Origin of the sequence: Paraburkholderia sp. HD33-4 (genome assembly GCF_021390635.1) — a bacterium.
GTDB lineage: Bacteria > Pseudomonadota > Gammaproteobacteria > Burkholderiales > Burkholderiaceae > Paraburkholderia.
Genome location: NZ_JAJEJS010000003.1, coordinates 1,221,525 through 1,244,192, shown reverse-complemented (window position 1 = coordinate 1,244,192; position 22,668 = coordinate 1,221,525). Strand labels below are relative to the sequence as shown.

General features: G+C 61.2%; 22 protein-coding genes and 1 pseudogene. 7 read left to right on the top strand and 16 right to left on the bottom strand.

What is annotated here, in order from left to right; all coding sequences use genetic code 11:
• Positions 1–69 precede the first annotated feature (69 nt).
• The 9 genes from L0U84_RS40195 to L0U84_RS40150 form a co-directional block, all read right to left on the bottom strand.
• Positions 70–1,278 carry a CaiB/BaiF CoA transferase family protein gene (locus L0U84_RS40195; RefSeq protein WP_233859265.1) on the bottom strand — a complete coding sequence of 403 codons (1,209 nt, stop codon included), beginning with the start codon at positions 1,276–1,278 and terminating at the stop codon, positions 70–72.
• 70 nt (positions 1,279–1,348) lie between these two features.
• A complete protein-coding gene (locus tag L0U84_RS40190) occupies positions 1,349–2,485 on the bottom strand; it encodes an acyl-CoA dehydrogenase family protein (RefSeq protein WP_233859263.1) in 1,137 nt (378 codons plus the stop codon).
• 11 nt (positions 2,486–2,496) lie between these two features.
• Positions 2,497–3,705 (bottom strand): acyl-CoA dehydrogenase family protein, encoded by a 1,209-nt coding sequence (locus L0U84_RS40185; RefSeq protein ID WP_233859261.1) that lies wholly within the window; start codon positions 3,703–3,705, stop codon positions 2,497–2,499.
• A 152-nt stretch (positions 3,706–3,857) separates the two neighbouring features.
• Positions 3,858–4,916, bottom strand: coding sequence for a 3-keto-5-aminohexanoate cleavage protein (locus L0U84_RS40175; protein ID WP_233859259.1), 1,059 nt, complete (start codon positions 4,914–4,916; stop codon positions 3,858–3,860).
• Between the two features lie 417 nt (positions 4,917–5,333).
• Positions 5,334–6,305 (bottom strand): quinone oxidoreductase family protein, encoded by a 972-nt coding sequence (locus tag L0U84_RS40170; protein WP_233859257.1) that lies wholly within the window; start codon positions 6,303–6,305, stop codon positions 5,334–5,336.
• A 61-nt stretch (positions 6,306–6,366) separates the two neighbouring features.
• Positions 6,367–6,741, bottom strand: coding sequence for a BON domain-containing protein (locus L0U84_RS40165; protein WP_233859255.1), 375 nt, complete (start codon positions 6,739–6,741; stop codon positions 6,367–6,369).
• A gap of 27 nt (positions 6,742–6,768) precedes the next feature.
• Complete coding sequence (locus tag L0U84_RS40160; RefSeq protein ID WP_233859253.1) at positions 6,769–7,890, bottom strand: porin; 1,122 nt, start codon at positions 7,888–7,890, stop codon at positions 6,769–6,771.
• 81 nt (positions 7,891–7,971) lie between these two features.
• A complete protein-coding gene (locus tag L0U84_RS40155; RefSeq protein WP_233859881.1) occupies positions 7,972–9,267 on the bottom strand; it encodes an MFS transporter in 1,296 nt (431 codons plus the stop codon).
• Positions 9,268–9,357: 90 nt separating this feature from the next.
• Positions 9,358–10,200: a TauD/TfdA dioxygenase family protein gene (locus L0U84_RS40150; protein WP_233859252.1), complete on the bottom strand. Its 843-nt coding sequence runs from the start codon at positions 10,198–10,200 to the stop codon at positions 9,358–9,360.
• 349 nt (positions 10,201–10,549) lie between these two features.
• Here L0U84_RS40150 and L0U84_RS40145 point away from each other — a divergent pair, with 349 nt between their 5' ends.
• From L0U84_RS40145 to L0U84_RS40135, 3 genes are all read left to right on the top strand, one after another.
• Entirely contained in the window at positions 10,550–11,608 is a 1,059-nt protein-coding gene (locus L0U84_RS40145) for an AraC family transcriptional regulator (RefSeq protein WP_326491241.1), read from the top strand.
• Between the two features lie 254 nt (positions 11,609–11,862).
• Positions 11,863–12,732 carry a GntR family transcriptional regulator gene (locus L0U84_RS40140; protein WP_233859248.1) on the top strand — a complete coding sequence of 290 codons (870 nt, stop codon included), beginning with the start codon at positions 11,863–11,865 and terminating at the stop codon, positions 12,730–12,732.
• Positions 12,733–12,862: 130 nt separating this feature from the next.
• Complete coding sequence (locus L0U84_RS40135) at positions 12,863–13,033, top strand: hypothetical protein (protein ID WP_233859247.1); 171 nt, start codon at positions 12,863–12,865, stop codon at positions 13,031–13,033.
• A gap of 6 nt (positions 13,034–13,039) precedes the next feature.
• Here L0U84_RS40135 and L0U84_RS40130 read toward each other — a convergent pair whose 3' ends face one another.
• The 3 genes from L0U84_RS40130 to L0U84_RS40120 form a co-directional block, all read right to left on the bottom strand.
• Positions 13,040–14,386 (bottom strand): MFS transporter, encoded by a 1,347-nt coding sequence (locus L0U84_RS40130; RefSeq protein WP_233859246.1) that lies wholly within the window; start codon positions 14,384–14,386, stop codon positions 13,040–13,042.
• Positions 14,387–14,506: 120 nt separating this feature from the next.
• A complete protein-coding gene (locus L0U84_RS40125; RefSeq protein WP_442794134.1) occupies positions 14,507–15,778 on the bottom strand; it encodes an MFS transporter in 1,272 nt (423 codons plus the stop codon).
• A gap of 298 nt (positions 15,779–16,076) precedes the next feature.
• Positions 16,077–16,922 (bottom strand): TauD/TfdA family dioxygenase, encoded by an 846-nt coding sequence (locus tag L0U84_RS40120; protein WP_267940140.1) that lies wholly within the window; start codon positions 16,920–16,922, stop codon positions 16,077–16,079.
• Positions 16,923–17,363: 441 nt separating this feature from the next.
• Here L0U84_RS40120 and L0U84_RS40115 point away from each other — a divergent pair, with 441 nt between their 5' ends.
• The 3 genes and pseudogenes from L0U84_RS40115 to L0U84_RS40105 form a co-directional block, all read left to right on the top strand.
• On the top strand, positions 17,364–17,831 hold the full coding sequence (locus tag L0U84_RS40115) for a hypothetical protein (protein WP_233859244.1): 468 nt from the start codon (positions 17,364–17,366) through the stop codon (positions 17,829–17,831).
• A gap of 69 nt (positions 17,832–17,900) precedes the next feature.
• Entirely contained in the window at positions 17,901–18,959 is a 1,059-nt protein-coding gene (locus tag L0U84_RS40110; RefSeq protein WP_233859243.1) for a 3-keto-5-aminohexanoate cleavage protein, read from the top strand.
• 127 nt (positions 18,960–19,086) lie between these two features.
• Positions 19,087–19,535, top strand: a pseudogene (locus tag L0U84_RS40105) (RBBP9/YdeN family alpha/beta hydrolase); the annotation flags it as partial.
• 33 nt (positions 19,536–19,568) lie between these two features.
• On the opposite strand, the gene L0U84_RS40100 reads toward L0U84_RS40105, so the two are convergent.
• Positions 19,569–20,747 carry an FIST signal transduction protein gene (locus tag L0U84_RS40100; protein ID WP_233859242.1) on the bottom strand — a complete coding sequence of 393 codons (1,179 nt, stop codon included), beginning with the start codon at positions 20,745–20,747 and terminating at the stop codon, positions 19,569–19,571.
• Between the two features lie 58 nt (positions 20,748–20,805).
• The gene (locus L0U84_RS40095; protein ID WP_233859240.1) at positions 20,806–21,135 is read right to left on the bottom strand and encodes a hypothetical protein; all 330 of its coding nucleotides are present in this window, start codon (positions 21,133–21,135) and stop codon (positions 20,806–20,808) included.
• 262 nt (positions 21,136–21,397) lie between these two features.
• On the opposite strand from L0U84_RS40095, the gene L0U84_RS40090 reads away from it, so the two are divergent.
• Positions 21,398–21,778, top strand: a complete 381-nt coding sequence (locus tag L0U84_RS40090) for a TraR/DksA family transcriptional regulator (RefSeq protein WP_233859238.1) — start codon at positions 21,398–21,400, stop codon at positions 21,776–21,778.
• A gap of 282 nt (positions 21,779–22,060) precedes the next feature.
• Here the strand turns inward: L0U84_RS40090 and L0U84_RS40085 are convergent, their stop codons facing one another.
• Positions 22,061–22,363: a type II toxin-antitoxin system RelE/ParE family toxin gene (locus tag L0U84_RS40085; protein ID WP_233859236.1), complete on the bottom strand. Its 303-nt coding sequence runs from the start codon at positions 22,361–22,363 to the stop codon at positions 22,061–22,063.
• A complete protein-coding gene (locus L0U84_RS40080) occupies positions 22,360–22,617 on the bottom strand; it encodes a type II toxin-antitoxin system ParD family antitoxin (protein ID WP_233859234.1) in 258 nt (85 codons plus the stop codon). The genes L0U84_RS40085 and L0U84_RS40080 overlap by 4 nt, the downstream gene beginning before the upstream one ends.
• Positions 22,618–22,668: the final 51 nt, after the last annotated feature.

Sequence of the window (22,668 nt, the reverse complement as noted above, 5' to 3'; positions counted from 1 at the left end):
GTCGGAGTATTTCGCGCTGGTCCAGTTTCATCTCACACGCATCTGATTCACGGCTCCTTCGCCTCTTTGTCAAACGACGCCATCCGCCTTCAGCCGCGAGATCCGCTCATCGGACAGCCCAAGCAGCGAATGCAGCACGTCTCTCGTGCCTTCGCCGAGTTGCGGCGGCGCGCGCCGCACCGGCGAGCGTACACCGTCGAGGCGATACGGCGGCGCAAGCACGTTCGTGCTGCCGCACTCCGGATGATCGTGCGTCACCACGAGCCCGGCGTCGATCGCCCGCTTCGACGTCAGCGCCTCATGAACTCCGAGCACTTCGCCGCACGGAATGCCGGCCCCCCTTAGGCGTTTCAGCAAGTCCTGGCGCTTGTGGCGGCCGAGTTCACGATCGATTTCCGGCAGCAACACCTGGCGGTTTTGTGCACGGCCGATATTCGTCCTGAACCGATCGTCGTCGGCGAGATCGGGACGCTCGATCACCTCCCGACAGAAGCGCTCGTACTGCCCGTTGTTACCGACCGTGATGACGATCGGCCCGTCTTCCGCGTTGAACACGCCATACGGCACGATCGACGGGTGGGCGTTGCCGACGCGCAGCGGGTCTTCACCCATCATGAGCGCTTCGAGGCCGTAGTAAGACGTGATCATGAGGCCGCAATCGAATAGCGCCATCTCGATGTGGCGTCCCTTGCCGGTCTTCTGGCGCTCGAACAGCGCCGCGAGGATGGCTTGGGCCGAGTACATGCCGGTAAAGAGGTCGACGGCGGCAACGCCGAACTTCAGCGGCGGCTGGCTGGCTTCACCATTGATCGCCATCAGCCCGGCTTCGCCCTGCACCACGAGATCGTAGCCGGGACGCGCGGCTTCCGGCCCCGTGCGGTCGTACCCGGAGATCGAGCAGTAGATCAGGTCTTCGCGAATCTGTTTCAGTTGCTCATAGCCGAGCCCCATTTTTTCCACGCCACCGAACTTGAAGTTCTGGATCACGACGTCGCTTTGCCGTGCGAGCTCCCGTACGATCTGCTGGCCCTCGGCCGTCTGCAGATCGACCGTCACCGAGCGCTTGTTGCGGTTCGCGCTGTTGAAATAGGACGTCTGGGTCGAGCCGACTCGCAGCCCCCAGTCGCGTGTGTCATCGCCGCGCCGCGGGTGTTCGACCTTGATGACTTCCGCACCGAGATCGCCCAGCACCGTCGCGCACCAGGGGCCCGCCAGCACGCGGGAGAGATCGAGAACGCGTACACCCGCAAGCGGTAACGAAGAATTCAGATTCGACATGACAAATCCAGATAGCCAGGGTTGAGGGCGAAAATGCAGAGCGCCAAGACGAACGCGCTAGCGGCTCGCATCAGCCGGCATCGCAGCCGAGTGCAATATAGCGAGCGAGATGATGGTCTTCGTCGCCGAGCTGATGATCGATCATCACAAGGCGCTTAGCGTAATGTGCGAGCGGCAGCTCCCACGTCATCCCGATGCCGCCGTGCAACTGAATGCACTCCTCGGCCACCCGCGCGCCGATGCGGCCAATGCTGTATTTCGCCGCCGATAATGCACGCTCGCGCTTCACCCGTTCGCAATGCAGCGCGGCCGCTGCATTGATGAGCGCCGAACGCGCCTGCTCGATTTCAAGCAGAAGGTCCGCCATCCGGTGCTGCAGTGCCTGGAAGCTGCCGATCTGCACGCCGAACTGCTTGCGCGTGCGCAGGTACTCGAGCGTGTGATCCTTTGCCAAGTCCATGGCGCCAAGCGCCTCCGCGCACAGCGCGAGCACGCCGCAGGCGATCCCGTACTCGAGCGCCGCATACCCGTGACCTTCGCCACCGAGCAACGCCACTGCGTCGAGCCGCACGTCGTCGAGCGAGACTTCGGCGGCTCGCCCACCGTCGATCCTGCCGTAGCTGCGCACGTTGACGCCGGCTGCGTCGCGCGGCACCAGAAACAGCGAAATGCCGTCCTCGGCATCTTCGGCTTCGGCCGTGCGCGCAGACACCAGCAGCACCTGGGCATGCTCGCCTTGCTGCACGACGGCCTTGTCAGCGTTCAGTCGCCAGCCGTCCGCATCGCGCACCGCGCGCGCCGCCACACGTGACGATTCGTAACGGCTGTGTGGTTCGCCATGGGCGAGCGCAACGATCTTCGAGCCACTCATGAGGTCGGCCAACAACGCCTGTTGCGTACCATTGCCGGCACGGACGACGATCTGCCCGACGATCAGCGCATCGAGAAACGGCTCGACGACGAGCCCGCGGCCGAGTTGTTCGAACACGACGGCGATCGCGAAGCCGCTACCGTCGAACCCGCCGTGCGCCTCGTCGAACAGCGCGCCGACGACACCGAGTTCAGCGAATCGCGCCCACATTTCCTGGCTGAAGCCGCTCGCCGAGTGCGAGATCCTGTCGCGCGTTTCGAAACCGTACTGCTCGCTGATGAAGCGGGTCAGCGTGTCCGCCAGCATGCGGCGGTCTTCGGTATGCTGGAAATTCATGGCGTCACCCTTTACAGCCCGAGGATCATCTTCGAAATGATGTTCTTCTGGATTTCGTTGGAACCGCCGAAGATCGACAGCTTGCGATTGTTGAAGTAAAGCGCGGCAGCACTTGCGGCGCCGTCCGGACCGAGCGGCGGTGCGTCGTAGCCGTCGTGCAGCGCCTCCTCGACGAACGGCTGCGCATACGGCCCCATCGCGCGTCTCATCAGCGAGTGGATTTCCTGCCGGATCTCCGTGCCGCGAATCTTTAGCATCGAGCTCTCCGCACCTGGCACGCCGCCACCCGCCACTGCCGCGAGCACGCGCAGGTTGGTCGTCCTCATGTTCTCCAGGTCGATTTCGACGCGGGCGATGCGCGCGGCGAACAGGGGATCCTCGGCCAGCGGCCGGCCATTGCTGGTAACCGTGGCCGCGACCACCTTCAGGCGTTGCAGCGCGGCAGCGGAATAGCCGACGCCCGCGATGTTCGTGCGTTCGTAGGTCAGCAGATACTTCGCGTAGGTCCAGCCCTTGTTTTCCTCGCCGACGAGGTTCCGAGCCGGCACGCGCACGTCGGTGAAGAACACCTCGTTGACCTCGTGCTCGCCCTCGAGCGTGATGATCGGCCGCACTTCCACGCCGGGCGAGTTCATGTCGACGAGCAGGAAGCTGATGCCCTCCTGCTTGCGAACGCCAGTCGCCGTGCGCACGAGGCAGAAGATCATGTTCGCGTGTTGGCCGAGCGTGGTCCAGGTCTTCTGGCCGTTGACGATGTAATGATCGCCGTGCGCATCGGTGCCGTGCACGGCGGTTGTCCTGAGCGAAGCCAGATCGGATCCCGAGCCCGGCTCCGAGTAGCCCTGGCACCACCAGTCCGAGCCGTCGAGGATGCGCGGCAGCCAGTAGCGCTTCTGTTCGTCGCTACCATACTTGATCAGCACCGGTCCCAGCATGTTCACGCCGAACGGCACGACACGCGGCGCACCGGCGAGAGCGCACTCGTTCTCGAAGATGAACTTCTGCACGGCGCTCCAGCCCGGGCCGCCATGCTCCTTCGGCCAATGGTTGACGAGCCAACCCTCGGCATTGAGGATCGCGTGCCATTCGTCCAGATCGGCCCGCGTCAGCCGCTTGCCGTCGCGAACCTTGTCAGACAGGCGCTGTGGCAGTTTTTCGCTCAGGAAGCGCAGCACCTGCGCGCGAAAGGCTTCCTCTTCGGGGGTAAAGTTCAAGTCCATGACCGGGCTTCTTTCAGTAGATTTCGAACAGGGCGGCGGCACCCATGCCACCGGAAATGCACATCGCGACGACCGCGTACTTCGCGCCCCGACGGCGGCCTTCGAGGAGAGCGCGCCTCGCGCCTTTTTTTGCACCAGGCTCACGGGCTGGTTCAGGCCGTCTTGCGCAGGAACCCCTGATTGCCGCCATTGCGGTTGGGCGCGAAGCCGTTCGCTTGCAGCGACTCCTCTACCGTGTCGTAGAACACACCGATCTTCGAGATCTCGCGCGCCTGCTGTGCCGTGGCGATCTCGCGGCCGAACTCCCGCGAAATGCGGACGAGTTGCTCGATCTGCTTCACGGTACTCATTTTCGCCGTGCGCGACTGGTTCCAGATACAGTCTTCGGTACCGCAGCGCACATGCAGGCCCATGGCGATCCCCATCATGTTGACCGGCAGGACATTTCGAACGTTGCTCTCCACAGTCACGACGGCGCCGTCGGGTACAGCGCGAATGAAATTACCGAGGCTGTAGACATTGGGCGTATCCATGCCGCCGGCGATGGCTACCCAGTTCATGACCAGCGGGCCCTTGTAGAAGCCACGGCGCATCAGGCGCTCCACTGACTCGAAGCTGTTGAGGTTGTAGCACTGGAACGCGCTCTGGATACCTTTTGCAGTCAGGCGGCGCACGTGCTCTTCCACCCATCCGGGTTGAGCGGGCACGGTCATTTCCTTGTAAGCGTGGAAGATAGCCGGATTCTCGCGCGAGGTGCCCCTGAAGTCCGCGTCCTCAGCCTGATCGGTCACATTCATCTGCGAAGTGTTGACCGTCACCGTGACCTGGTCCGGCACGGGTTCGAGTTCTGCCAGCATGTGGCGCGTGTCGTCGGACAGCCACTTTGCCGCCTGTCCCTCGTTTTCGGGCGCAAACGAAATCGAACCACCAACCTGAATGATCATCTCGGGTACGGCTCTGCGCACGCCGGCGATCAGCTCGTTGAATTTGGACAGGCGCTTGCTGCCCTTGCCGTCCAGTTCGCGCACGTGCAGGTGCAGCACCGTGGCGCCGGCGTTGTAGCAGTCCACGGCCTTCTGGATCTGGTCATCCATGGTGACCGGGATATCCTCGGGGAAGTCGGCAGGCAGCCAGCCGGGTGCATAGGGCGCTGCGGTGATGATCAAGGGTTGCTGGTTCTCCGGGAAGAGATGACCGTCGAGAAAGTTCATGCTGGGTCTCCGAGAGGGGAAGCGGATGTCGGCGCGACAGGTTCGTCTGCAATGGGACCATTGTCGAGCCTGCATTCATTTCCACGCTTGATAATCCGCGACAATCATTTGCTTATCGCTGCCGTTGCCGCCCGGTAGCGCTGTCGACAGCGCTCGGCGATCCGGGCGCGCTGGTCGAGCGATGCCCAGTACTTTCAGGTGCCCGGTACCTGCGTCCAGTTCTCACAGCTTGCGCGCGGTGATCACCGCGTTGGCGCCGGGCTCTCCCAGTACCTCAGCCATCTATAGGCCAGGACCGCCGGAGCCGCCCGTCACGAGTGCCACGCGGACGCTCAGATTTTGAAGTGCATTGAGACTCATCAGCGATCCTTACTTATAAGCAGGTAGCATGTCAGCGGTGGCGATCAGGCCAGATGCTCATGGTACGAGTACCGTCGAGCCGACGGTCTTGCGGGATTCGAGCGCGCGATGCGCGGCGGCGGCCTCCTCGAGCGCGAACGTCTTCCCCGGCTCACTCCTGATCTTGCCAGCCAGCACGAGATCGAAAAGTTCCCGCGCCATTGCAAGCATGTGCGAGCGGGGTTTCGCGTAGTGCACCATTGCCGGGCGCGTCACCCAGATCGACCCGTGTCTGGCCAGCGCGCGCGTGTCGATGATCACCGGCCCTGAAGTCGTGCCGTTGCTGACCAACGTACCCCGAACCTGCAAACTGTCCAGCGAGGCTTGCAGGGTATCCTTGCCCACCGAGTCGAAGACGACCTCCACACCATTACCATCGGTCAGTTCACGCACCCGCTCGGCGATGTTCTCGCGCGAAGTCACGATGGTGTGCGTGCAGCCGTTGCGTTTCGCTATTTCAGCCTTTTCGTCGGTGCTGACCGTCCCGATCATGGTGACGCCGATCGCGCGCGCCCACTGGCTGGCGATCGACCCCACTCCGCCCGCAGCGGCGTGGTACAGGATAGTTTCTCCACCTTTGAGAGGATAAACCTGCCGGAACAGGTACTGGGCCGTCATGCCTTTCATGATCAGCGTCGACGCGGTCCGGTCACTCACCCCTTCGGGCAAGGGAATCAATACGTCGGCGGGCATGACCCGGACATCCGAATACGCGCCCTGAGGCCCGAGAAGATACCCCACCCGATCGCCCACCGCGATGTCGGTCACGCCCTCTCCCACTGCTTCGACCACGCCCACCGCGTCCGAGCCGAGCCCGTTGGGCAACTCGAGCGGGTACTGGCCGGTGCGAAAATAAATATCGATGAAGTTGACGGCCACATAGGTGTGCCGCACGCGGGCCTGTCCCGGACCGGGCTCCCCCACCTCGACGGTTTCGAGCCGCAGCACTTCGGGTCCGCCTGTCTCGTAAAAGCGAATTGCTCGTGGCATCTTTGAAAACCTCCTCATCCTCAATGAACTGGTGAACTGAAACCGCAGGTGCATCGACCTTCTACTGGCCGATCGACCGCTGAACCGAAAGCCGGTTCGTCACGGACGTTACGCCAGGCACCCCTTTCGCTACCTCGGCCACCGTGCCGATCTGGGATGACTCGGAGACGGTGCCGCTGAGGGTAACCGCGCCGTTTCTGGCGACGATGCTGATGTCCCCGGCGTCGATTTCCTTGTGCTTCGCGAGTGCGGCGTACACCTTGCGGCTCAGCGCGCGGTTGGCCTTCCGCACTTCCGTTGCGCTCGGCGCGGCGGCGACCGCCGCCGAGGCGGCCGGTGCCCCGCTCGCCTGTGCGCCTGCATCGACGTTCAGGCCCGCCAACAAGGCGAAAACCAACGCACAGACTGAAATTCCCACGATCCTGCTTTTTGCCATTGCTTGCTCCGGGTGCGTTTTGCGTCTTCAAAATGTATGGCGGATGCCGATGTTCACCGCCGTGGTGGAAACGCCCGGTGCGACCGGCGCTCCATAGGTGATGGCCTGGTTCATCGTTCCGCGGTTGCTGACATAGCCCACCTGTGCGTAGAACAGGGTGCGATTCGACAGACTGTATTCCGCCCCGAGCGCGTATTCGTTCGACTGATTCGCGGAGTTATTACGGTCCCGCAAATAGTAGAAGCCCGAGGTCAGCTTGAAGAATGGGGTGAATTGATAACCAAGCCCGGCCGAAACGAATTCGAGGTTGGCCGAACTCAGGTTCGACGGATTCTGCCCGACACCATACCCAGCCGAAACGGACACACTGTGGAAGGTGTACTTTCCGCCAAAGTAGAAGAAGCGGTTGTTGTGGAGGCCGGTGGGCGTGGCTGCAGCCAGGTTGGTGTCGTGCCCGCTGTAGTACGCCGCCGCGAGGTTCAAACCGTAATTCGAGTACCGGAGCACGGCGGATTCCCGCGTGCCGCCCTGAAACTGCCCCGCCACACCGCCCGGCGCGTACTCCAGCGCGAGCCATGCGCCGTAGAACTTCGGCGACTGGTAGACGATCGCATTGTCGTCGTATAGCGCGCCGATCGGCACGTTGGTGTTGGTGCCGGTCCAGTGTGCCGCCTGGTTCAGGCCGAGCCACGCCCCGAGGATGCTGCCGAAGTACTGGGCCGAGCGCACGTCGGTATCGGCCAGCGCATAGATCATCGGCGCGTACTGTCGACCGAGGTCGATCGAGCCGAACGGTCCGGATATGCCCACGGTCGACTGCATGTTGAAGATGGCGGAAGCGCCCGTCGTATCCGCGAGGCCGAACTTGCCGGTTCCGCTATTGAATACGCCTTGCAGCCTGAAATTGGCCTTGTAGCCGCCGCCGAGGTCTTCGGTCCCCCTCATGCCCCAGAAGCTGGCATAGATGCCAGCATCCTTCAGCGAATAGATGTGGCCCAGGTCCTTCGCGTTCCCCGCATACGACGCGGCCGACGTGCTCTGATAGAGAAGGCCAGTATCAATGGCGCCGTATAGCGTCACCGACGATTGCGCGTGTGCAGCACCTGCAACAACCGCAAGCACGGCCACCGCACTCGATTTCAGTTTCATTTCGTCTCCTCTTGAATAAATGCGGTTTCTGGCTACCTGATTGTTTTTCGGACCGCTCAGCTCCATCTGGCCGGCGGCGCATTACGCTGCATGGCGCGCCACGTCACGCCGATAAAGCGACTTGCCTGCAAAGAACAGAAGCGTCGACACCAGCGTCGCAAGCGGAATCAGTTCGAGCGCCGCACGCAGGCCCATGCGGTCCGCCAGCATGCCCGTCATGACGGAGCCCGCTGCGAGGCCGAGCAGATTGTTGGCAAGCGCCCAGATCGCCATGGCCGTGGCATGAAGCTGGGGTGGAGTGAGCTCGGCCACCAGTGCTCCGGTCGGGCCGACCGCGCCAGATTCAAGCAGCATGCCGACACCGATCAGCACTAGTTGCGGGGGCCCCGGTGGCAAACGAAACGCCGTCACGAATGCGATACCGGAGAGCGCGCAGTACGCAATGGCCATCGTCCACTTGCGGGCCGGCCGAGTCCGGCTGATACGGTCGGTCAGCATGCCGCACCCGATCAGGCCCACGCCCGATGTCAGCACGAGCATGGCGGCCAGCGCGCTCGCGCGGTCGAGCGGCATGCCGTACGAACGCAGCAGGTAGCTCGGCAGCCAGACGAACGTTGCACCGGGCAGGATCAGCTGCACGCCGCAGCCGAGGTATGCGAACACCACGGATTTCGAAGCAAACAGCGCGCGTGCGAGGCCGCGCGCGGTAAAGCGGGGCTTCGGTCCGTTGGGCATGCCGCGCGAGACGGCCGGTCGGCCCGGAGCGATACGCTGTTCGGTCACCACGATCCGGTAAAGCACCGCCAGCACAAAACCAAATACCGCCATGGTGGCGAATGCCCAGCGCCAGCCGAGGTGCGCGGCCACGATGCCGCTAACCGCCATGCCGAGCATCGAGCCGAACGAGCCTCCCGCAAGGAAGGAGCCCGAGAGCGTCGCGCGCAGGTGTGCCGGGAAGACGCTGAGCACGACGGCAAGGCCAACGCTGCCGTAAGCTGCCTCGCCGACACCGATGAACAGGCGCGCCGCAAACATCTGGCCGTAGCTCGTCGAAATCGCGCAGCCCAGCGTGGCGACGCTCCACAGCATAGCCATGAGGAACAGACTCCTCACGCGTCCCCAGCGGTCGGCCAGGATGGAAAGCGGGAAGGCCAGCAGTCCTACCATCAACGAGACGATGCTGCTGAGCGAGCCTAGCTGCGTGTCCGTGAGCATCCACTGCGCCTTGAGCAGCGGGAACACGGCATTGAGCACCTGCCGCGACATGTAGTCCGCGAGCAGCAGCCCGAAGGTCAGCGCAAAAACACACCAGGCGTATGCGCTGGATACACTCGGCGCTCGCGCGTAGGGGTCGCCTACCGCGGCTGTCGCTTGCATGCCCACGTTCGTCTCCTTGAGTTTTGTTTCGAACTGGAAGCGCTGGATCCCGGCCGTTCTGGTCTATTGCGGAAGTAGCGGACGAGCGCCTCAGAACGGCCGGTCGCCTTTGATGCCGGCGCGTTCCATCTTGCGCGGCTCGGGCCAGTAGTCGTGTACGGCGTAGTGCTGCGTCGAGCGGTTGTCCCAGATGGCGACGCTGTTCGGCTTCCAGCGAAAGCGCACCTGATACTCGGGGATATAGGCCTGGCTGAGCAGATAGTTGAGCAGGTGGCTCGCGCCGGGTGTCTTGTCCTGTCCGAAGCGCACGTTTTCTGGCGTGTGATAGTTGGCGAAATGGGTCGAGAAGCCGTTCACGTAGAGTATCTTTTCGCCAGTCTCGGGATGCGTGCGCACCACCGGATGCTCGACCATCGGGTTCTCTTCGGCGAGCTTCGACCTCGCCTCGGGCGACATCACCGCGCCGAACGAATGTTCGATGCTGTGCTTGGCGCGCAGTCCGTTGATGCGCTGTTTGATTTCGTCAGGCAAGTTGCCGTATGCAGCGCCCATGTCGACCCAGATGGTGTCGCCACCAACATCAGGACACTCTATACAGCGCAACACCGCGCCCATCGACGGACACGGTCGCCATGAACCGTCGGTGTGATAGCTGTTTTCGTAGGCTTCTTTCTTGTCGCTGCGGTAGATCTGCACGAGCCCCGGATGATCCGGGTCGCTGCCGGCGACGGGATGGTCCTCCAGGTCGCCAAAGCGCCGCGCGAACGCGACGTGCTCGGCCCGAGTGATCTGCTGATCACGCAGAAACAGCACCTTGTGCTTGAGCAGAAGCGCCTTGATTTCGGCGAACAGTGCGTCGTCGCGCGCCGCGTCGCCCAGATTGACACCGGAGATTTCGGCGCCAATGGTGCAGGTCAATCGTTCGATTCGCATGGACGGATTCCTGTGAACATGATGTTTTGCTTGCCAGGGCGGCACCGATGCGGACTTACACCGCAAACTCGCTCGCCCGCCACTTACCCGCACCGCTCGTTGCATCGCCTTGTGGATGCCCCTGGCAGCGCACCGCTGTGATGAGGTATTGTGGGAAATGCATCGCTCACCCGCTTGACGCTACGTGACACGATCTGACAAGGCGCGACACGCACCCCGTTCATGGTTATTCCGGACAGACACCGCACTGCACAAACGCTACCTTCCACATACAACATCCGCTTATGAAGCCATGCCTCTCCTCGTTCGAGCCGCGTCACTGACCAAGTTTGCGGAGATCGCACGAAGCGTGGGTATCGATCCGGTTCGCACGCTACATGAAGTGGGACTCGATCCATCCTGCCTCACCACTCCCGATCTGCGCATTCCCGAATCGAGCCTCGCAGAGGTGATCGCAGTGTCGGCGTGCGCGGCCGGCACTGCCTCGCTCGGGGTACGCATCGGCGAAGCATGGCGGCTTTCCGATTTCGGCCCGCTGAGCCTGTTTCTTCAGCACCAGCCGACGCTGCGCCATGTGCTTGCTCAAATCGAGAACTACCGGTATCTGCTCAGCGATTCGGTGGTCATTCACGTCGAAGAAATCGCTGACGTTGCCGTCGTGCACGTGGGGCTCGTGACCGGGCGGCCGGACCCGGGGCCGGAAATCGTGGAGTTGACGGTCGGCGTGGTGTTCAGTCTCATGCGCTCGGTGCTCGGCCCGCAATTTCTGCCCCGCAGCGTGCACTTCACGCATGCGGCGCCCGCACATCTCGAGGTGCACCGACGCTTCCTGGGACGGCACGTCGAGTTCGGAAGTCAGTTCGACAGCATCGTGCTGTCGCGGCAGGATCTCGATCGGCCGAACCCGCTCGCCGACGCGCGTCTCGCCCACTATGCGCAGCAACTGCTCGACCTGCAACCGCGCTACAACCCGGAGTCGCTCGCCGACAACGTGCGTCGCACCATTCACGTCCTGCTTCCGCGCGGGCAAGGCACAATCGAGCCGATCAGCCTCCGGTTGGGGCTGACACCGCGCACGCTGCAACGTCAGCTGGAACAGACCGGACAGCGATTCTCGACTCTCCTGAACGAAGTCCGTGAGTCGCTCGCAGTGCGGTATCTGATCCAGCCGAATCATTCGATGTCCGACATCGCCGACCTGCTGGGTTTTTCGGAGCTCAGTGCATTCTCGCGCTGGTTCAGCGCCGAGTTTGGCAAGCCGCCGAGCCAATGGCGCAATGCATACCTCGACCAGACTCCCGCTGGCCCTGATCAACACGGCACAGGCCTTACGGGCACGCGTTCGCAATTCGGTTCGCAATCCAGCGACGCCGGGAAGAACGTGCTGACGACGGAGTCTCCCTCCTAAGAAAAGGTTGCTTGAATTCGCGCGAGTACACACGATACTGCGGCGAGCGTTTCCTGATTCGTTCGACATTTCGACAGATCCTCTGCATACCGAATCAATGCAGGTGTTGATCTCAACCTCCGCAACTCGTTCGCATCATGAGTCGAGCCCAAGCGAGATGCGAAACGCCCCTCGCGAGGCGCTTACCGCAGGGTCAAGTCGCATCCGGACAGAGCGCCCAAATTTTTGTCGACATTACAACGCTGCGGACTATAATGCCGGGGATAAATTCGACGAATATTTTGTTTCCGCTCCACGCCATGGCCCGAAATAAAACGCAAAACCTACCCGATCTTTCCGCGCTTCTTGCGCCGAAGAATTCACTGATGCTGGCAGTCGAGCGGGCGGTGCTGCGCGGGCAGGATTGGGCAGCCGCATCGGTGCCGATTGCCGAGCAGATCGCTGCCCGGCTGGCCGGGGTGATTACGCTCGATCTGGTGAAATCCGGGCAACGCCTGCTGGAAGCGGATATCAGCGAAGTGTTGCACGTAAGCCGCGCTCCAGTGCGCGAAGCGCTTCGTATACTCGAGCGGGATCGCCTGGTTGAGTTTCAGGCCAGACGCGGGGCGATCGTTACCGCACCTGACGAGAACGAGCTTCGGGACATCTTCCGCGTGCGCAGCGTGCTTTACATCACGATGCTGGAGCAGGTGGCACGCGAAAACCCCTCAGAGCTCGGGGCAACTCTGACCGAATACATCCCAAGGCTAACCAAGGCGGCCGACGAGTCGGTAGACGCCTATGCCGTGGAAAGTTTCCTGCTGAATTTCACTACCATCAGTCTGTGCCGCAACCGGTTGCTGGTCGATATCCTGCACTCCATCTCATTGCGGACGTTCCGCTATGTCCGGCTGGGACTGGCGGCGTCGCCCCAATCGATTCGAGCGTCCTTGAAAGTCTGGCGCGCGCTGCAGAAGGCGGCGATCAAGGGGGACAACGAGCTACTGCTTGGTCTCGCAGCCTCGCGCCTGGACGAAGCGAGGGATGCGGCCATTAGTGCGATCGCCGTGAAGTCCGCTGACAGTCGACGTGCGCGTGCGTCGAAGTCAACACGTGCCAAAGTAGAAACCGCCCCTGCAGAATGAGCGGCTTCCAAGGTCCGGCATCCTCGTAACGCGCGAACTTAGTCCGTCCCCAGTGCCCTGCCGTTATCTAATGTCGTAAATCTGAGTCCGTTGCCTAGTCTGGTTCGTGGCTGGGATCGCGCCTTCGCCCATGATCTGCTTGGACACCCCGGCCATCGCGCAGGACGCCAGTCGTGCGATCGGCTCGTGGCGGGTGGCGGTGGCCGCTGCCGCGTCGGCGGCCGAAAGTTTCGATCGCCGACCGGTCACCGCCGAGCGCGACGCCATCGCGCTGACTCGTGAGTATTCTCCTTACTGTTGAATGAGTTCAGGCCGCAGTCCCGGTGTTCAGGGTGCCGTCGAGAACCGGCGCCACTTCCAGCTCCACTTCGGAGATCCGCGCCGCGTCCGCGTCATAACTGCGCATTCCGACGACAAAAAACACCGCAGCCAATACGCCGCACAGAGGAATGATTGCGAGCGCGTGTTGCAAACCCCATTGGTCGGATAGAACGCCAGCCAGAACCGGCCCCACGGCCAGGCCAAACACGTTTTGAAACAGGGAAAGTACTGCCGCGCCGGTAGACCGCACACCTGGGTGAATGACGTCCATGGCAATGCCGGCAACCACACCGACGGTGCAGTTCATAAAAAAGCCGCCAAGAACGATCAACTCGAACTGTGTAGCACCCGTATAAGTGCCGCCAAACGCCGCCACAAGAATCACCGTTGTGACCAGACACAGCGCGGACAGCGCGGGCAGCTTGTTGCGCGGCTTGCGCCGTGTCAGCCGTCCCACCACGATGCCCCAAAACGCGCAACTGAAGGCGCCGACCAATACCACTACCGCCGCCGCCTTGGCCGCGGCCTCCGGGGTCATGCCGTGGAAGCGGTTCAGGTAGCTGGGCAGCCACGACCACATGGCCGACACGGTGATCAGTTGAGCCGATGCTCCGGCGCAGACCCACAACAGCGTTCGCGTGCGCGCCAGCGTGCCAAAGATATGCTTGAGAGTCTCGCCCAGAGACTGGGGCTCCTGATTCGAGTTCGGCGCCAGTGCCACGGTCTTGTAGTCGCGTACGAGCAGATACAGCAATGCCAGAACGAGCCCAGGCACGCCAACCACACCAAAGGCGGCCTTCCATCCCCACCTGGCCGCGATCATCCCGCCTAGCACAACGCCCAGCACCGAACCCAGCGCGGGAGCAGCGTAGAAGGCACCGAGCGTGGCGCTACGCAAGCGCTTGGGAAACAGTGTCGAGATAAGGGCAACGCCTACCGAGCCATAGCCGGTTTCACCCACCCCAACGACCGCACGCGCCACAAACAATTGACTGTAGTTGGCTGCAAACATGCACGAGATAGTGGCCAGGCTCCAGGTGATAGCCATTACAACGATGCTCTTTACACGGCCCATGCGATCTGCCACCAACGCCACCGGTATCCCGCCCGCCCCCACCACGACGGAAATGATGGAAACCAGGGAACCCAACTGTGAGTCACTCAGGTTCCATTCGCTCTTGATATGGGGAAATAGCGAGACGATCACCTGTCGGTCGATAAAATCGAAAAACATGAGTGCGAAGGTCATCGCAAAGGCAAACCAGACCTGCGGCCTGCTCGTCAGGTAGTCGTCGTTGCCGCTGGCATCGGGGTCATTGGGTATCACATTCATGCTTGTCTCTTGAAATCTGCAAAATACTGCCCTTGGTCCTGAAACACATCGCACCGGCCAGTTGGCTATGCTTATCCGCAAACTGACTGATCGATGAGGTTCGCCACGCCGGCGGTAGCCTCAACAGGTTCGCGCCTCTGCGATGTGACACCGCCGGCCAATGAGGTACACCGTGAAAGGCAGCACTGCCGCCACCGGAAGCCAGCGCAAGGCGTCTTGAAGACCAACCGCGTCTGCCATCACACCGGTAAAAAAGGGGCCAGCCGCGAGGCCTAAAATATTGTTGAACAACGTCAGTGTGGCAAATGCCGAGCCATGGATAGCAGGCGGTGTCGCCCCGGCAACTATCGCGCTACACGTCCCGAAGGAACTGGCAAGGAATAACACCGCTGGTGCGAGGAGCGCGAGTTGGAGTTTGCCAGGGGGCAAGCGGAATGCGATTTCCAGCAGGATGCCTAGCGCGAGGCAATAACCAATGGCCATGTTCCATCGTTTAAGCGACGAGCCCCCACTGATCCGGTCGGTCATCACACCGCACAGGAGCTGCCCCATGCCGCTGACAAGGACAAGGCCGGCCGCTACTATCGAAGCCTTGCCGACAGGCATCTCCCAGTAACGATTGAAGTAGCTGGGCAGCCATACGAAAAGCGTGCCCTGAATGAAGATCTGCAGGGCGCTGCCGAGGTACGCACAAAAAACGGAACTGCACGGAAACAAACCGGAGAATAGTGCTCGAGGAGTCAGTTTCACACGCCCATGCACCGGAGTCTCGCTCGCATGGTCCGGATGCGAGCGTGAGAGCCTATTTTCCGTAACGACGAAGAAGTAAATAACCACCAGCACGAAGCCGAGGACCGCCATCAGACCCATCGACCAGCGCCAGCCAAAGTGGGTCGCAACGATGCCGGAAACCGAAACGCCGAGCACGGACCCGAAGGCAGCGGCAGACGTAAATCCGCCGGCAATGGTAGACCGCAGATGCTTTGGAAAGAGGCTCATGAGCATCGCGAGTCCGACACTTCCGTATGCAGCCTCGCCGACACCAACGAAGATGCGCGCAATGAGCATCTCGTGGTAGCTGCTGGCCATCGCGCACCCAAGCGTCGCAATACTCCACAGCGCAGCCATCAGTGCAATGCTTTTGACACGCCCCCAGCGGTCCGCAACCAGGGAAAGCGGGAGGGTCAGCACGCCGACTGCCAACGGCACCACACCGCTGATCGAACCGAGTTGTGTATCGGAAAGCTGCCACTGGACTTTCAAAATCGGAAACAAGGCATTGAGTGCTTGCCGCGACATGTAATCGGACAACAAGAGGCAAAACATCAATGCAAACACCACCCACGCATAGGTTCGGGTACAACCGCCATCCGTAGCCGACTCGGCCGGCATCGCGTCACTTGTGTACGGGGTCAATTCTGTCTCCTCCAGTGATGCACTAAAGTCGTATTGAATCGTGCCGATCGCTGTCGTCTGGCTCGAGCGAAGCAAAACCACAACGTCATCCTGGGCAGTAGTTTCTGCCGGTCGTCGGCACCGCCAGAGACATTCCTTGTGTCGCCGTGCGTTTGGATTTCCGCGCTTATTTCAAGTAACTTGATGACCTGTGTGATGACGCTGACGTTCGCTCGTTTCGCTCTTCGAGCAGAGTCGGGCGTCCTGACTCCGCCGGACGGGACATGCAAACTGTTCAATAAGGTGTATCGCCTTCGATTCCAGCTCGCTCCATCTTGCGTGGAGCCGGCCAATAGTCCATCACCGCATAGTGCTGCGTTGACCGGTTGTCCCAGACCGCGACACTGTTCGGTTTCCACCGGAAACGAACCTGATACTCAGGAATTGACGCCTGGCTTTGCAGATAATTCAGCAGAAGGCTCGCGCCCGGTGTCTTGTCCAGACCGTAACGCACATTCTCAGGGGTATGGTAGTTGGCGAAATGCGTTGTGAAGCTGCCGACGTATAGAACCTTCTCGCCAGTCTCCGGGTGCGTCCGCACGACAGGATGTTCTACCTCCGGATTCTGCGCCGCCAGCTTTCTTCGTTCATCCAGATCCATCGCTGCACCGAACGAATGCTCGATGCTGCTTTTCGCTCTCAATCCATCGATGCGCTTCTTGATTTCATCAGGTAGCTGCTTATAAGCCTCAACCATGTTGACCCAGATCGTGTCACCACCCACCTCTGGGCACTCGATGCAGCGCAACACTGCCCCCATGGATGGGTTTGGTCGCCAAAGCCCGTCGGCATGATAGTTGTTTTCGTAAGGATTTTTTGCTTCCGACCGGTAGATCCGCACGAGGCCCGGGTGTTCCGGATCGCCTCCCGCAACTGGATGATCTTCAAGCCTCCCAAACCTTCGCGCAAAGGCGACGTGCTCTTGCCGAGAAATATCCTGATCACGAAAAAAGAGAACGCGGTGCTTGAGCAACAGCGCCTTGACTTCTGCGAACAGCGACGCATCGCGAGATACGTCGCCCAAACTTACACCGGACACCTCGGCACCGATGCAGGCGGTCAGTTTTTCTACCTTGATCATGAACGATATCTCCTTGTGTGGCACGGAATCACCAATGCACCGCCGTTACAACCCGCTTCCGACGGGCACCGCTGCTCTGCGTGAAATATTGTTGCTCCAGCTACCGAAGCAAGATAGCAGGAATATTTATATATGTCGACATTAATTATGTTGTCGATCGCCGTGGCCGGATGCGCAATCCGAGGGCAGGTGTGAATCGCAGTGAGAGTCGCAGGCCGCCCGTGCAGTCATGGTCCGCGCCCTCGCGAGCGCAAACCATGACTGCACCCGCGCTGCTGCGCGAAAACCATCCGGCAAGTCTTCCCGAACATAGCGCGTTCATGCCGGCAAGCTCCAAATTACATTTATGTCGACATTATTGATTTTTGAGCCTACACTCCGAACCAGAGTGGCTTCGCAACTGTCTCGCGCAATGCGAAGTCAATGAACGGAGACAATCCCATGCTGCCGACGCTGCCACTTGCGAACCTACTGGCGAACAAAATCGATGCCGCTCGAAGGTTTGCGGCGCAGATTGCTTCAACGCTTGTTCCGACGGGCAATCTCACTCCAATGACGAGTGAGGTTCTTTGTTATGGGTGCATGGCGGGCATCGCGATGCCGATTCACTACGGCATCGCGATCTGCGATCGGGGTCACATGGACAATTCTCCGCCGCCTGAAAACCAGAAGCTTCAGGTCATTCAAGCCCCGCCGCACGAACCGCAATGGCCGGCCTGCGACACGGAGGATGTGCCAGTGACGATCAGCCGCCCAGGCGCAAAAGCCGTGGACTGCTACAACGCGGCCGCCAGCGCTTTGCACGTGCAGGCGTCTGAAGCCGACGGCGTCGGCTCCAGGCGCATGTTCATGTTCAAAAAAAGCTGGATCACCGGCGCACCACCCTGTCGGGGATGGCGCTGCCAATGAGGGTTCTAAGGCTTTCTCATCCAGTTCGGCATTCCCGACATTCATATTTCAACGTGGAGATCCAACATCGTGAACTTCCTTGACGGCCACCTGTATCCCGAGAACCAGCAACCTCTGATCATTACAGCCGCTCCGTATGCACCTGGCTGGATTCCCTCAGACTTCCCGGAAGATATCCCTATCACCATGGAGGAACAGATCCAGAAGGCGGTGGATTGCTACGAAGCCGGCGCCACCGTGTTGCATCTGCATGTGCGCGAACCCGATGGCAAAGGCAGCAAGCGCTTGTCCATGTTCAATGAGCTGATCGCCGGGGTGCGCGCCCGCGTGCCGGAGATGATCATCCAGGTGGGCGGCTCCATCAGCTTCGCGCCTGAATCCGAGGGCGAAGCCGCCAAATGGCTTAGCGATGACACGCGGCACATGCTGGCCGAACTTGATCCGAAACCGGACCAGGTCACGGTGACCGTTAACACTACGCAGATGAATGTGACGGACCACGCCGGTCTGGATGACTTCAAGGGGGTATCGCGGGGATTCCCGAACCTTTACGCAACCTACAAGGACATGATTGTTCCCTCGAATCCAAGCTGGGCCGAGGAGCACGTCCGACGACTGTCAGCCGCCGGAATCCAGAGCGAGTTTCAGGTCTACAACATCAACAGCTTTGAAACGATCGAGCGGATGATTCGGCGCGGCGTCTACAAGGGCCCCTTGGTGATGAACTGGGTGGCTATCAGCGGCGGCATGGATCAGGCCAACATCTACAACCTGGCCAACATGCTGCGTGCCGTGCCTGACGGCGCGGTGGTCACGGTAGAGAGTTCGGTGCTCAATGTGCTGCCCGTGAACATGATCGGTATTGCCTTGGGCCTTCATGTGCGGTGCGGCATCGAGGATGTGCTCTGGAACCAGACCCGCACGGGAAAGATGAGTTCCGTCGAACAGATCAGGCAGTTGGTGCGGATCGCTGGCGAATTTGGCCGACCCATCGCAACGGCCAAACAGGCACGAGAGATCATGAAGATCGGAGTCTTCTACGATACGGCCGAAGAGACGCTTCGAGCGAATGGTTTCGCGCCCAATCGTAACGGCGGCAACCAGGGGTTCCTGCGCAAGCCGACCTGAGGCCGATCGGGGGAATTGAAGCATGTGCCGTCGGGGCTGTGCACCATCTTGTCGGCGCGCGCCAACAGCCCAATCCCCATTGAAGTTTTTCTCGGAGTCCGGCTAGTGAGGTCTTCCACCACCAACCATAGTGATCGTTCCCGGCCTGCGGGATCACGTCGAGGATCACTGGCAGACAATCCTCGCGCGCAAGCTGCCCAATGTAGGCGTGGTACCGCCGCTAGAGCACGACACGCTCAACTGCGCGGCCCGCATCGAGGCGCTCGACCAGACACTGGCCAGCATCGTCGGCCCCGTGGTACTCGTGTCTCATAGCGCCGGAGTGGTGATCACTGTGCACTGGGCGCAACATCACCAGCACGAAATCAAGGGCGCACTGCTCGCGGCGCCGCCAGATTTCGAATCGCCGCTGCCGGACGGCTACCCGACAGTGGATATGTTGCGTCAGAACGGCTGGCTGCCCTCGCCACAACCCGACTACCGTTCCCGAGCATCGTGGCGGCCAGTACGAATGACCCTCTCGCGCGGATCGACGTGGTCACACAACTGGCGAATGCCTGGGGCAGCCGTTCGGTCATACCCTGCAGAGGATCAGCGCTTGTCTTGCCGCTACCCGGTGAAGACCGTCAATATCCCGGTATAGCCGTAAAGGTGATTCTTCGCGATCTCGCCACCAGCGAAAAATCCGACCAGCGGAACGTCGCCAAGCGCGTTTCGCACCGTCTGCAACTCCGCATGCCGTGCTCCGAAGTGCGGGCCGCCTCGTCCCGAGCAACTGACGTATAGCGCGCCCGACAGGTGCTTCTCTGGGCCGCTCTCCAGTTCCGCGCGGATTTCCATTGCAATGCGCGCCAGATCGAGCCTGGCGGCTTCGGCGTTGCGCGTGCAGAACGCGAGATTCATCCCGGGCTCGACCAGATCCGCGACGGCCAGGACCCGGCGCTGGAGGTCCACGCCGACAATGTGCCGCACGCGTGTATCCGCGCCGAATTTTCCGGGCCACTTCGGTACGTCCTCGGCGCCGATGCTCAAGCCCACCAGGGTGGTCGACAGCGCCCGCGACAACGCATCGGCTGGCAGATCCCGGTCGAGTCCGAGATCTTTCAACACGCTATCGAGTGCGGGCTCGCCATCCAGCGTGACCACCAGATTGTGTTCGGCCCGGCTGATGGTGCGCACTGGCCCGATGGGCTGGCAGCCCTGCGTCACGCGTGAGATCAGACCGACCTCCGGGCCAAAAAGTACGCCTGACAGCCCCCCGGTGAACACGCCGTCCGCGATGTGAAGTGGACGGTTTCGCGCCGAGGACAGCCCGCCGAAAAGGTAACCACTGGTCGTGCGTTCGCTCAGCTCGTGAAGTAATTCCTGGACGTCCGGCGTACTGCCCTCAGCATGAACCAATGCGGTATACGGCTCGAACCCGGAGGATGGCGCTGGCAGTGGCTGCCGACCTGAAAATATCCGGAACGAGCCTCGAGGCAGCGGCGCAACCATCAAGACCAGAGCCGGTTCGTCGATGTATTCGATGCCACTGGCGGCCACGCCGACACCGGCCGTGCCGACCCAGGCAACGCCTGGCAGAGTCCGGTGCAGTTCATCGAGGATGGCTTCGGACGCCGGAGCGTAATAGTCGCTCAGGTAGCACCAGCCGAGGGTGAACGGTCCGGATTCATCTTGCTGTGCCCCACGCGCCTTCATTTGGGCTTGAACCTGCCTCTGGCACTCGGCCAGTGCCACCCGCCAACTGGCGTGGGCAGCGTGAGCGTGAACAAATGAGGTATGAGACATGGTAGAGCCCTGTCATGCGGGGCGCCCAGGTTCCCGGACGCAGAACGGTGGATGGATCCTAGAGGTCACCCTCGTCAATCCCGACGACAAAAGGTTCGACTATGTCGGCCGGAGAAGAAGCCTCATAGTGAGCGCCTCGTTGCTGCACGATTTCGCGAACACGCGACGCGATCCCCGTCTGCTCCTGTTGGTTGCTGCTTTCGTAGCGGTCGATCAGCTCCGTATTGATGACAATGACGAAGGGCGCGTTGTGTCGCGGAGCGTCATCGGATCCGACCACCGGCCATTCGACAACGACATGGTTCGGCACGCTCCCTTCAAGGAATTCGACATCAGACGGAAATTCCTCGTGGAGCACGAACTTGACCCATTCGGACTCGCGAGACATGACAATCTCCTCAAAAACACTCCGGAAATCCTAGGGCCGCGGCAGGGGCGCAGGCCCTTCCCGCCCCCATATCTGACCGCCTCATAAGCCTTCGCGCACGACGGGTCGATACTGCCCCTCCGCAAAACCTATACTTGACGCATGCCGGTGGGACTCGAATCGCGCCCGAGTTAAATTCTAACTCGGTGGGCATGCAGTCAGACCGAAGGCCCTCGCGATTCCACCGTTGTGCGTAGCGTTACAGAACACATCAAACCTGTCCATGATCACCCTCACCTCTTCCGAACTCATGCTGTTACAAGAATGGCTCTGCGAGCGCCGTCGTGAGTTGCTGGCGACGCTGCGTGGCGAATATGGGGATCTCGCCGGAGCCCGACCGCCCGAAGCGCTGGGCTCCGAGTCGCATCCCGACGAGACCGCATCGCGCAAGGCGGGCGAAGAGTTGCGCGATGCCCTTGCGCGGCACGATTTCCATGAACTGCAGCAGATCGACCGAGCGCTGGCAAGCATCGCCGCCGGACTCTACGGCGCATGCGTCGAGTGCGGGGAGCCGATCGGTTATGAGCGACTTGCCGCCGCGCCCTACACGGCCCGATGCGTTTCGTGCCAGTCCGCGTTTGAACGACACCGCGCGACCCGCTAACGAGACGCCGATCAGGTACGAAATGCCTTCGTGGTGCGCAGGCGCAGTAGCCCTCGCCCATGGACAGTTCAATGGCATCCGGAACACCTGTCGGCGGGTGCCCCCGTCGGAAATGTCAAAGCAAGCGCGGTTTCACGTATGCGGGCATTTGCATTCCACGATGGACAGTAAGGTATGGGCAGGCAATCGGCAAAGGCAAGCGTTTGCGCAGAACGTCGCCGTTCCTGAGCAAGGCCATGCCCGCGGAAGCGATCGGAGCGCCGTCGGATGGCTCACGCAAAGTCAGTGAAACAGTATCGCGGAGTAGTTGCGCGCACTGTGCAGGACGTGAATAACGTCGATGCGCTCGGGAGGCTCGCCAACGACACGATAGAAAATCTGGTGACCGCCGTGAACCTGGTGACGCACACCGAGGTCTTCGTAGCGCGGGACGATCGGGAATGCAAGGTACACGTCGACAAGCCGCCGGCACTTGTCATGCAGCTCGCGCGCGAAACTCAGCGCACGACGGGGATTGTCGCGAGCCAGGTAATCGCCGATCGCCTCAAGGTCGGCCTCCGCGTCAGGAAGAATCTGAACAATCATTGCCTCGAACTCGCCATCGCATGGTACTTTGCTTCAAGTCGGTCGAACACGTCCCTGGCGGGCTTGCCCCTACCGGCCTCCGAATCGACAATGCCGCGATCGATGATCGCATCCAGCGCCTTGAGTTGCAGTTCGCGATCCTGAATGAGCTTCACGCCTTCGCGCAAAACCTCACTTTCAGAGCCGTAACGACCTGACTCAACCAACTTCGCGACATAGCCCTCAAACTGTTGCCCAAGATCCGCATTGATCATAGCTATACCCCGGAGCGTTCATTCGCCAGACCGTCCCCTATGTATTATAGG

Bases quoted from the DNA above. Each gene is read 5' to 3' on its own strand.
- L0U84_RS40195 (WP_233859265.1), bottom strand. From the start codon at position 1,278: ATGTCGAATCTGAATTCTTCGTTACCGCTTGCGGGTGTACGCGTTCTC.
- L0U84_RS40190 (WP_233859263.1), bottom strand. From the start codon at position 2,485: ATGAATTTCCAGCATACCGAAGACCGCCGCATGCTGGCGGACACGCTG.
- L0U84_RS40185 (WP_233859261.1), bottom strand. From the start codon at position 3,705: ATGGACTTGAACTTTACCCCCGAAGAGGAAGCCTTTCGCGCGCAGGTG.
- L0U84_RS40175 (WP_233859259.1), bottom strand. From the start codon at position 4,916: ATGAACTTTCTCGACGGTCATCTCTTCCCGGAGAACCAGCAACCCTTG.
- L0U84_RS40170 (WP_233859257.1), bottom strand. From the start codon at position 6,305: ATGCCACGAGCAATTCGCTTTTACGAGACAGGCGGACCCGAAGTGCTG.
- L0U84_RS40165 (WP_233859255.1), bottom strand. From the start codon at position 6,741: ATGGCAAAAAGCAGGATCGTGGGAATTTCAGTCTGTGCGTTGGTTTTC.
- L0U84_RS40160 (WP_233859253.1), bottom strand. From the start codon at position 7,890: ATGAAACTGAAATCGAGTGCGGTGGCCGTGCTTGCGGTTGTTGCAGGT.
- L0U84_RS40155 (WP_233859881.1), bottom strand. From the start codon at position 9,267: ATGCAAGCGACAGCCGCGGTAGGCGACCCCTACGCGCGAGCGCCGAGT.
- L0U84_RS40150 (WP_233859252.1), bottom strand. From the start codon at position 10,200: ATGCGAATCGAACGATTGACCTGCACCATTGGCGCCGAAATCTCCGGT.
- L0U84_RS40140 (WP_233859248.1), top strand. From the start codon at position 11,863: ATGCCGGGGATAAATTCGACGAATATTTTGTTTCCGCTCCACGCCATG.
- L0U84_RS40135 (WP_233859247.1), top strand. From the start codon at position 12,863: ATGATCTGCTTGGACACCCCGGCCATCGCGCAGGACGCCAGTCGTGCG.
- L0U84_RS40130 (WP_233859246.1), bottom strand. From the start codon at position 14,386: ATGAATGTGATACCCAATGACCCCGATGCCAGCGGCAACGACGACTAC.
- L0U84_RS40125 (WP_442794134.1), bottom strand. From the start codon at position 15,778: ATGCCGGCCGAGTCGGCTACGGATGGCGGTTGTACCCGAACCTATGCG.
- L0U84_RS40120 (WP_267940140.1), bottom strand. From the start codon at position 16,922: ATGATCAAGGTAGAAAAACTGACCGCCTGCATCGGTGCCGAGGTGTCC.
- L0U84_RS40115 (WP_233859244.1), top strand. From the start codon at position 17,364: ATGCTGCCGACGCTGCCACTTGCGAACCTACTGGCGAACAAAATCGAT.
- L0U84_RS40100 (WP_233859242.1), bottom strand. From the start codon at position 20,747: ATGTCTCATACCTCATTTGTTCACGCTCACGCTGCCCACGCCAGTTGG.
- L0U84_RS40095 (WP_233859240.1), bottom strand. From the start codon at position 21,135: ATGTCTCGCGAGTCCGAATGGGTCAAGTTCGTGCTCCACGAGGAATTT.
- L0U84_RS40090 (WP_233859238.1), top strand. From the start codon at position 21,398: ATGATCACCCTCACCTCTTCCGAACTCATGCTGTTACAAGAATGGCTC.
- L0U84_RS40085 (WP_233859236.1), bottom strand. From the start codon at position 22,363: ATGATTGTTCAGATTCTTCCTGACGCGGAGGCCGACCTTGAGGCGATC.
- L0U84_RS40080 (WP_233859234.1), bottom strand. From the start codon at position 22,617: ATGATCAATGCGGATCTTGGGCAACAGTTTGAGGGCTATGTCGCGAAG.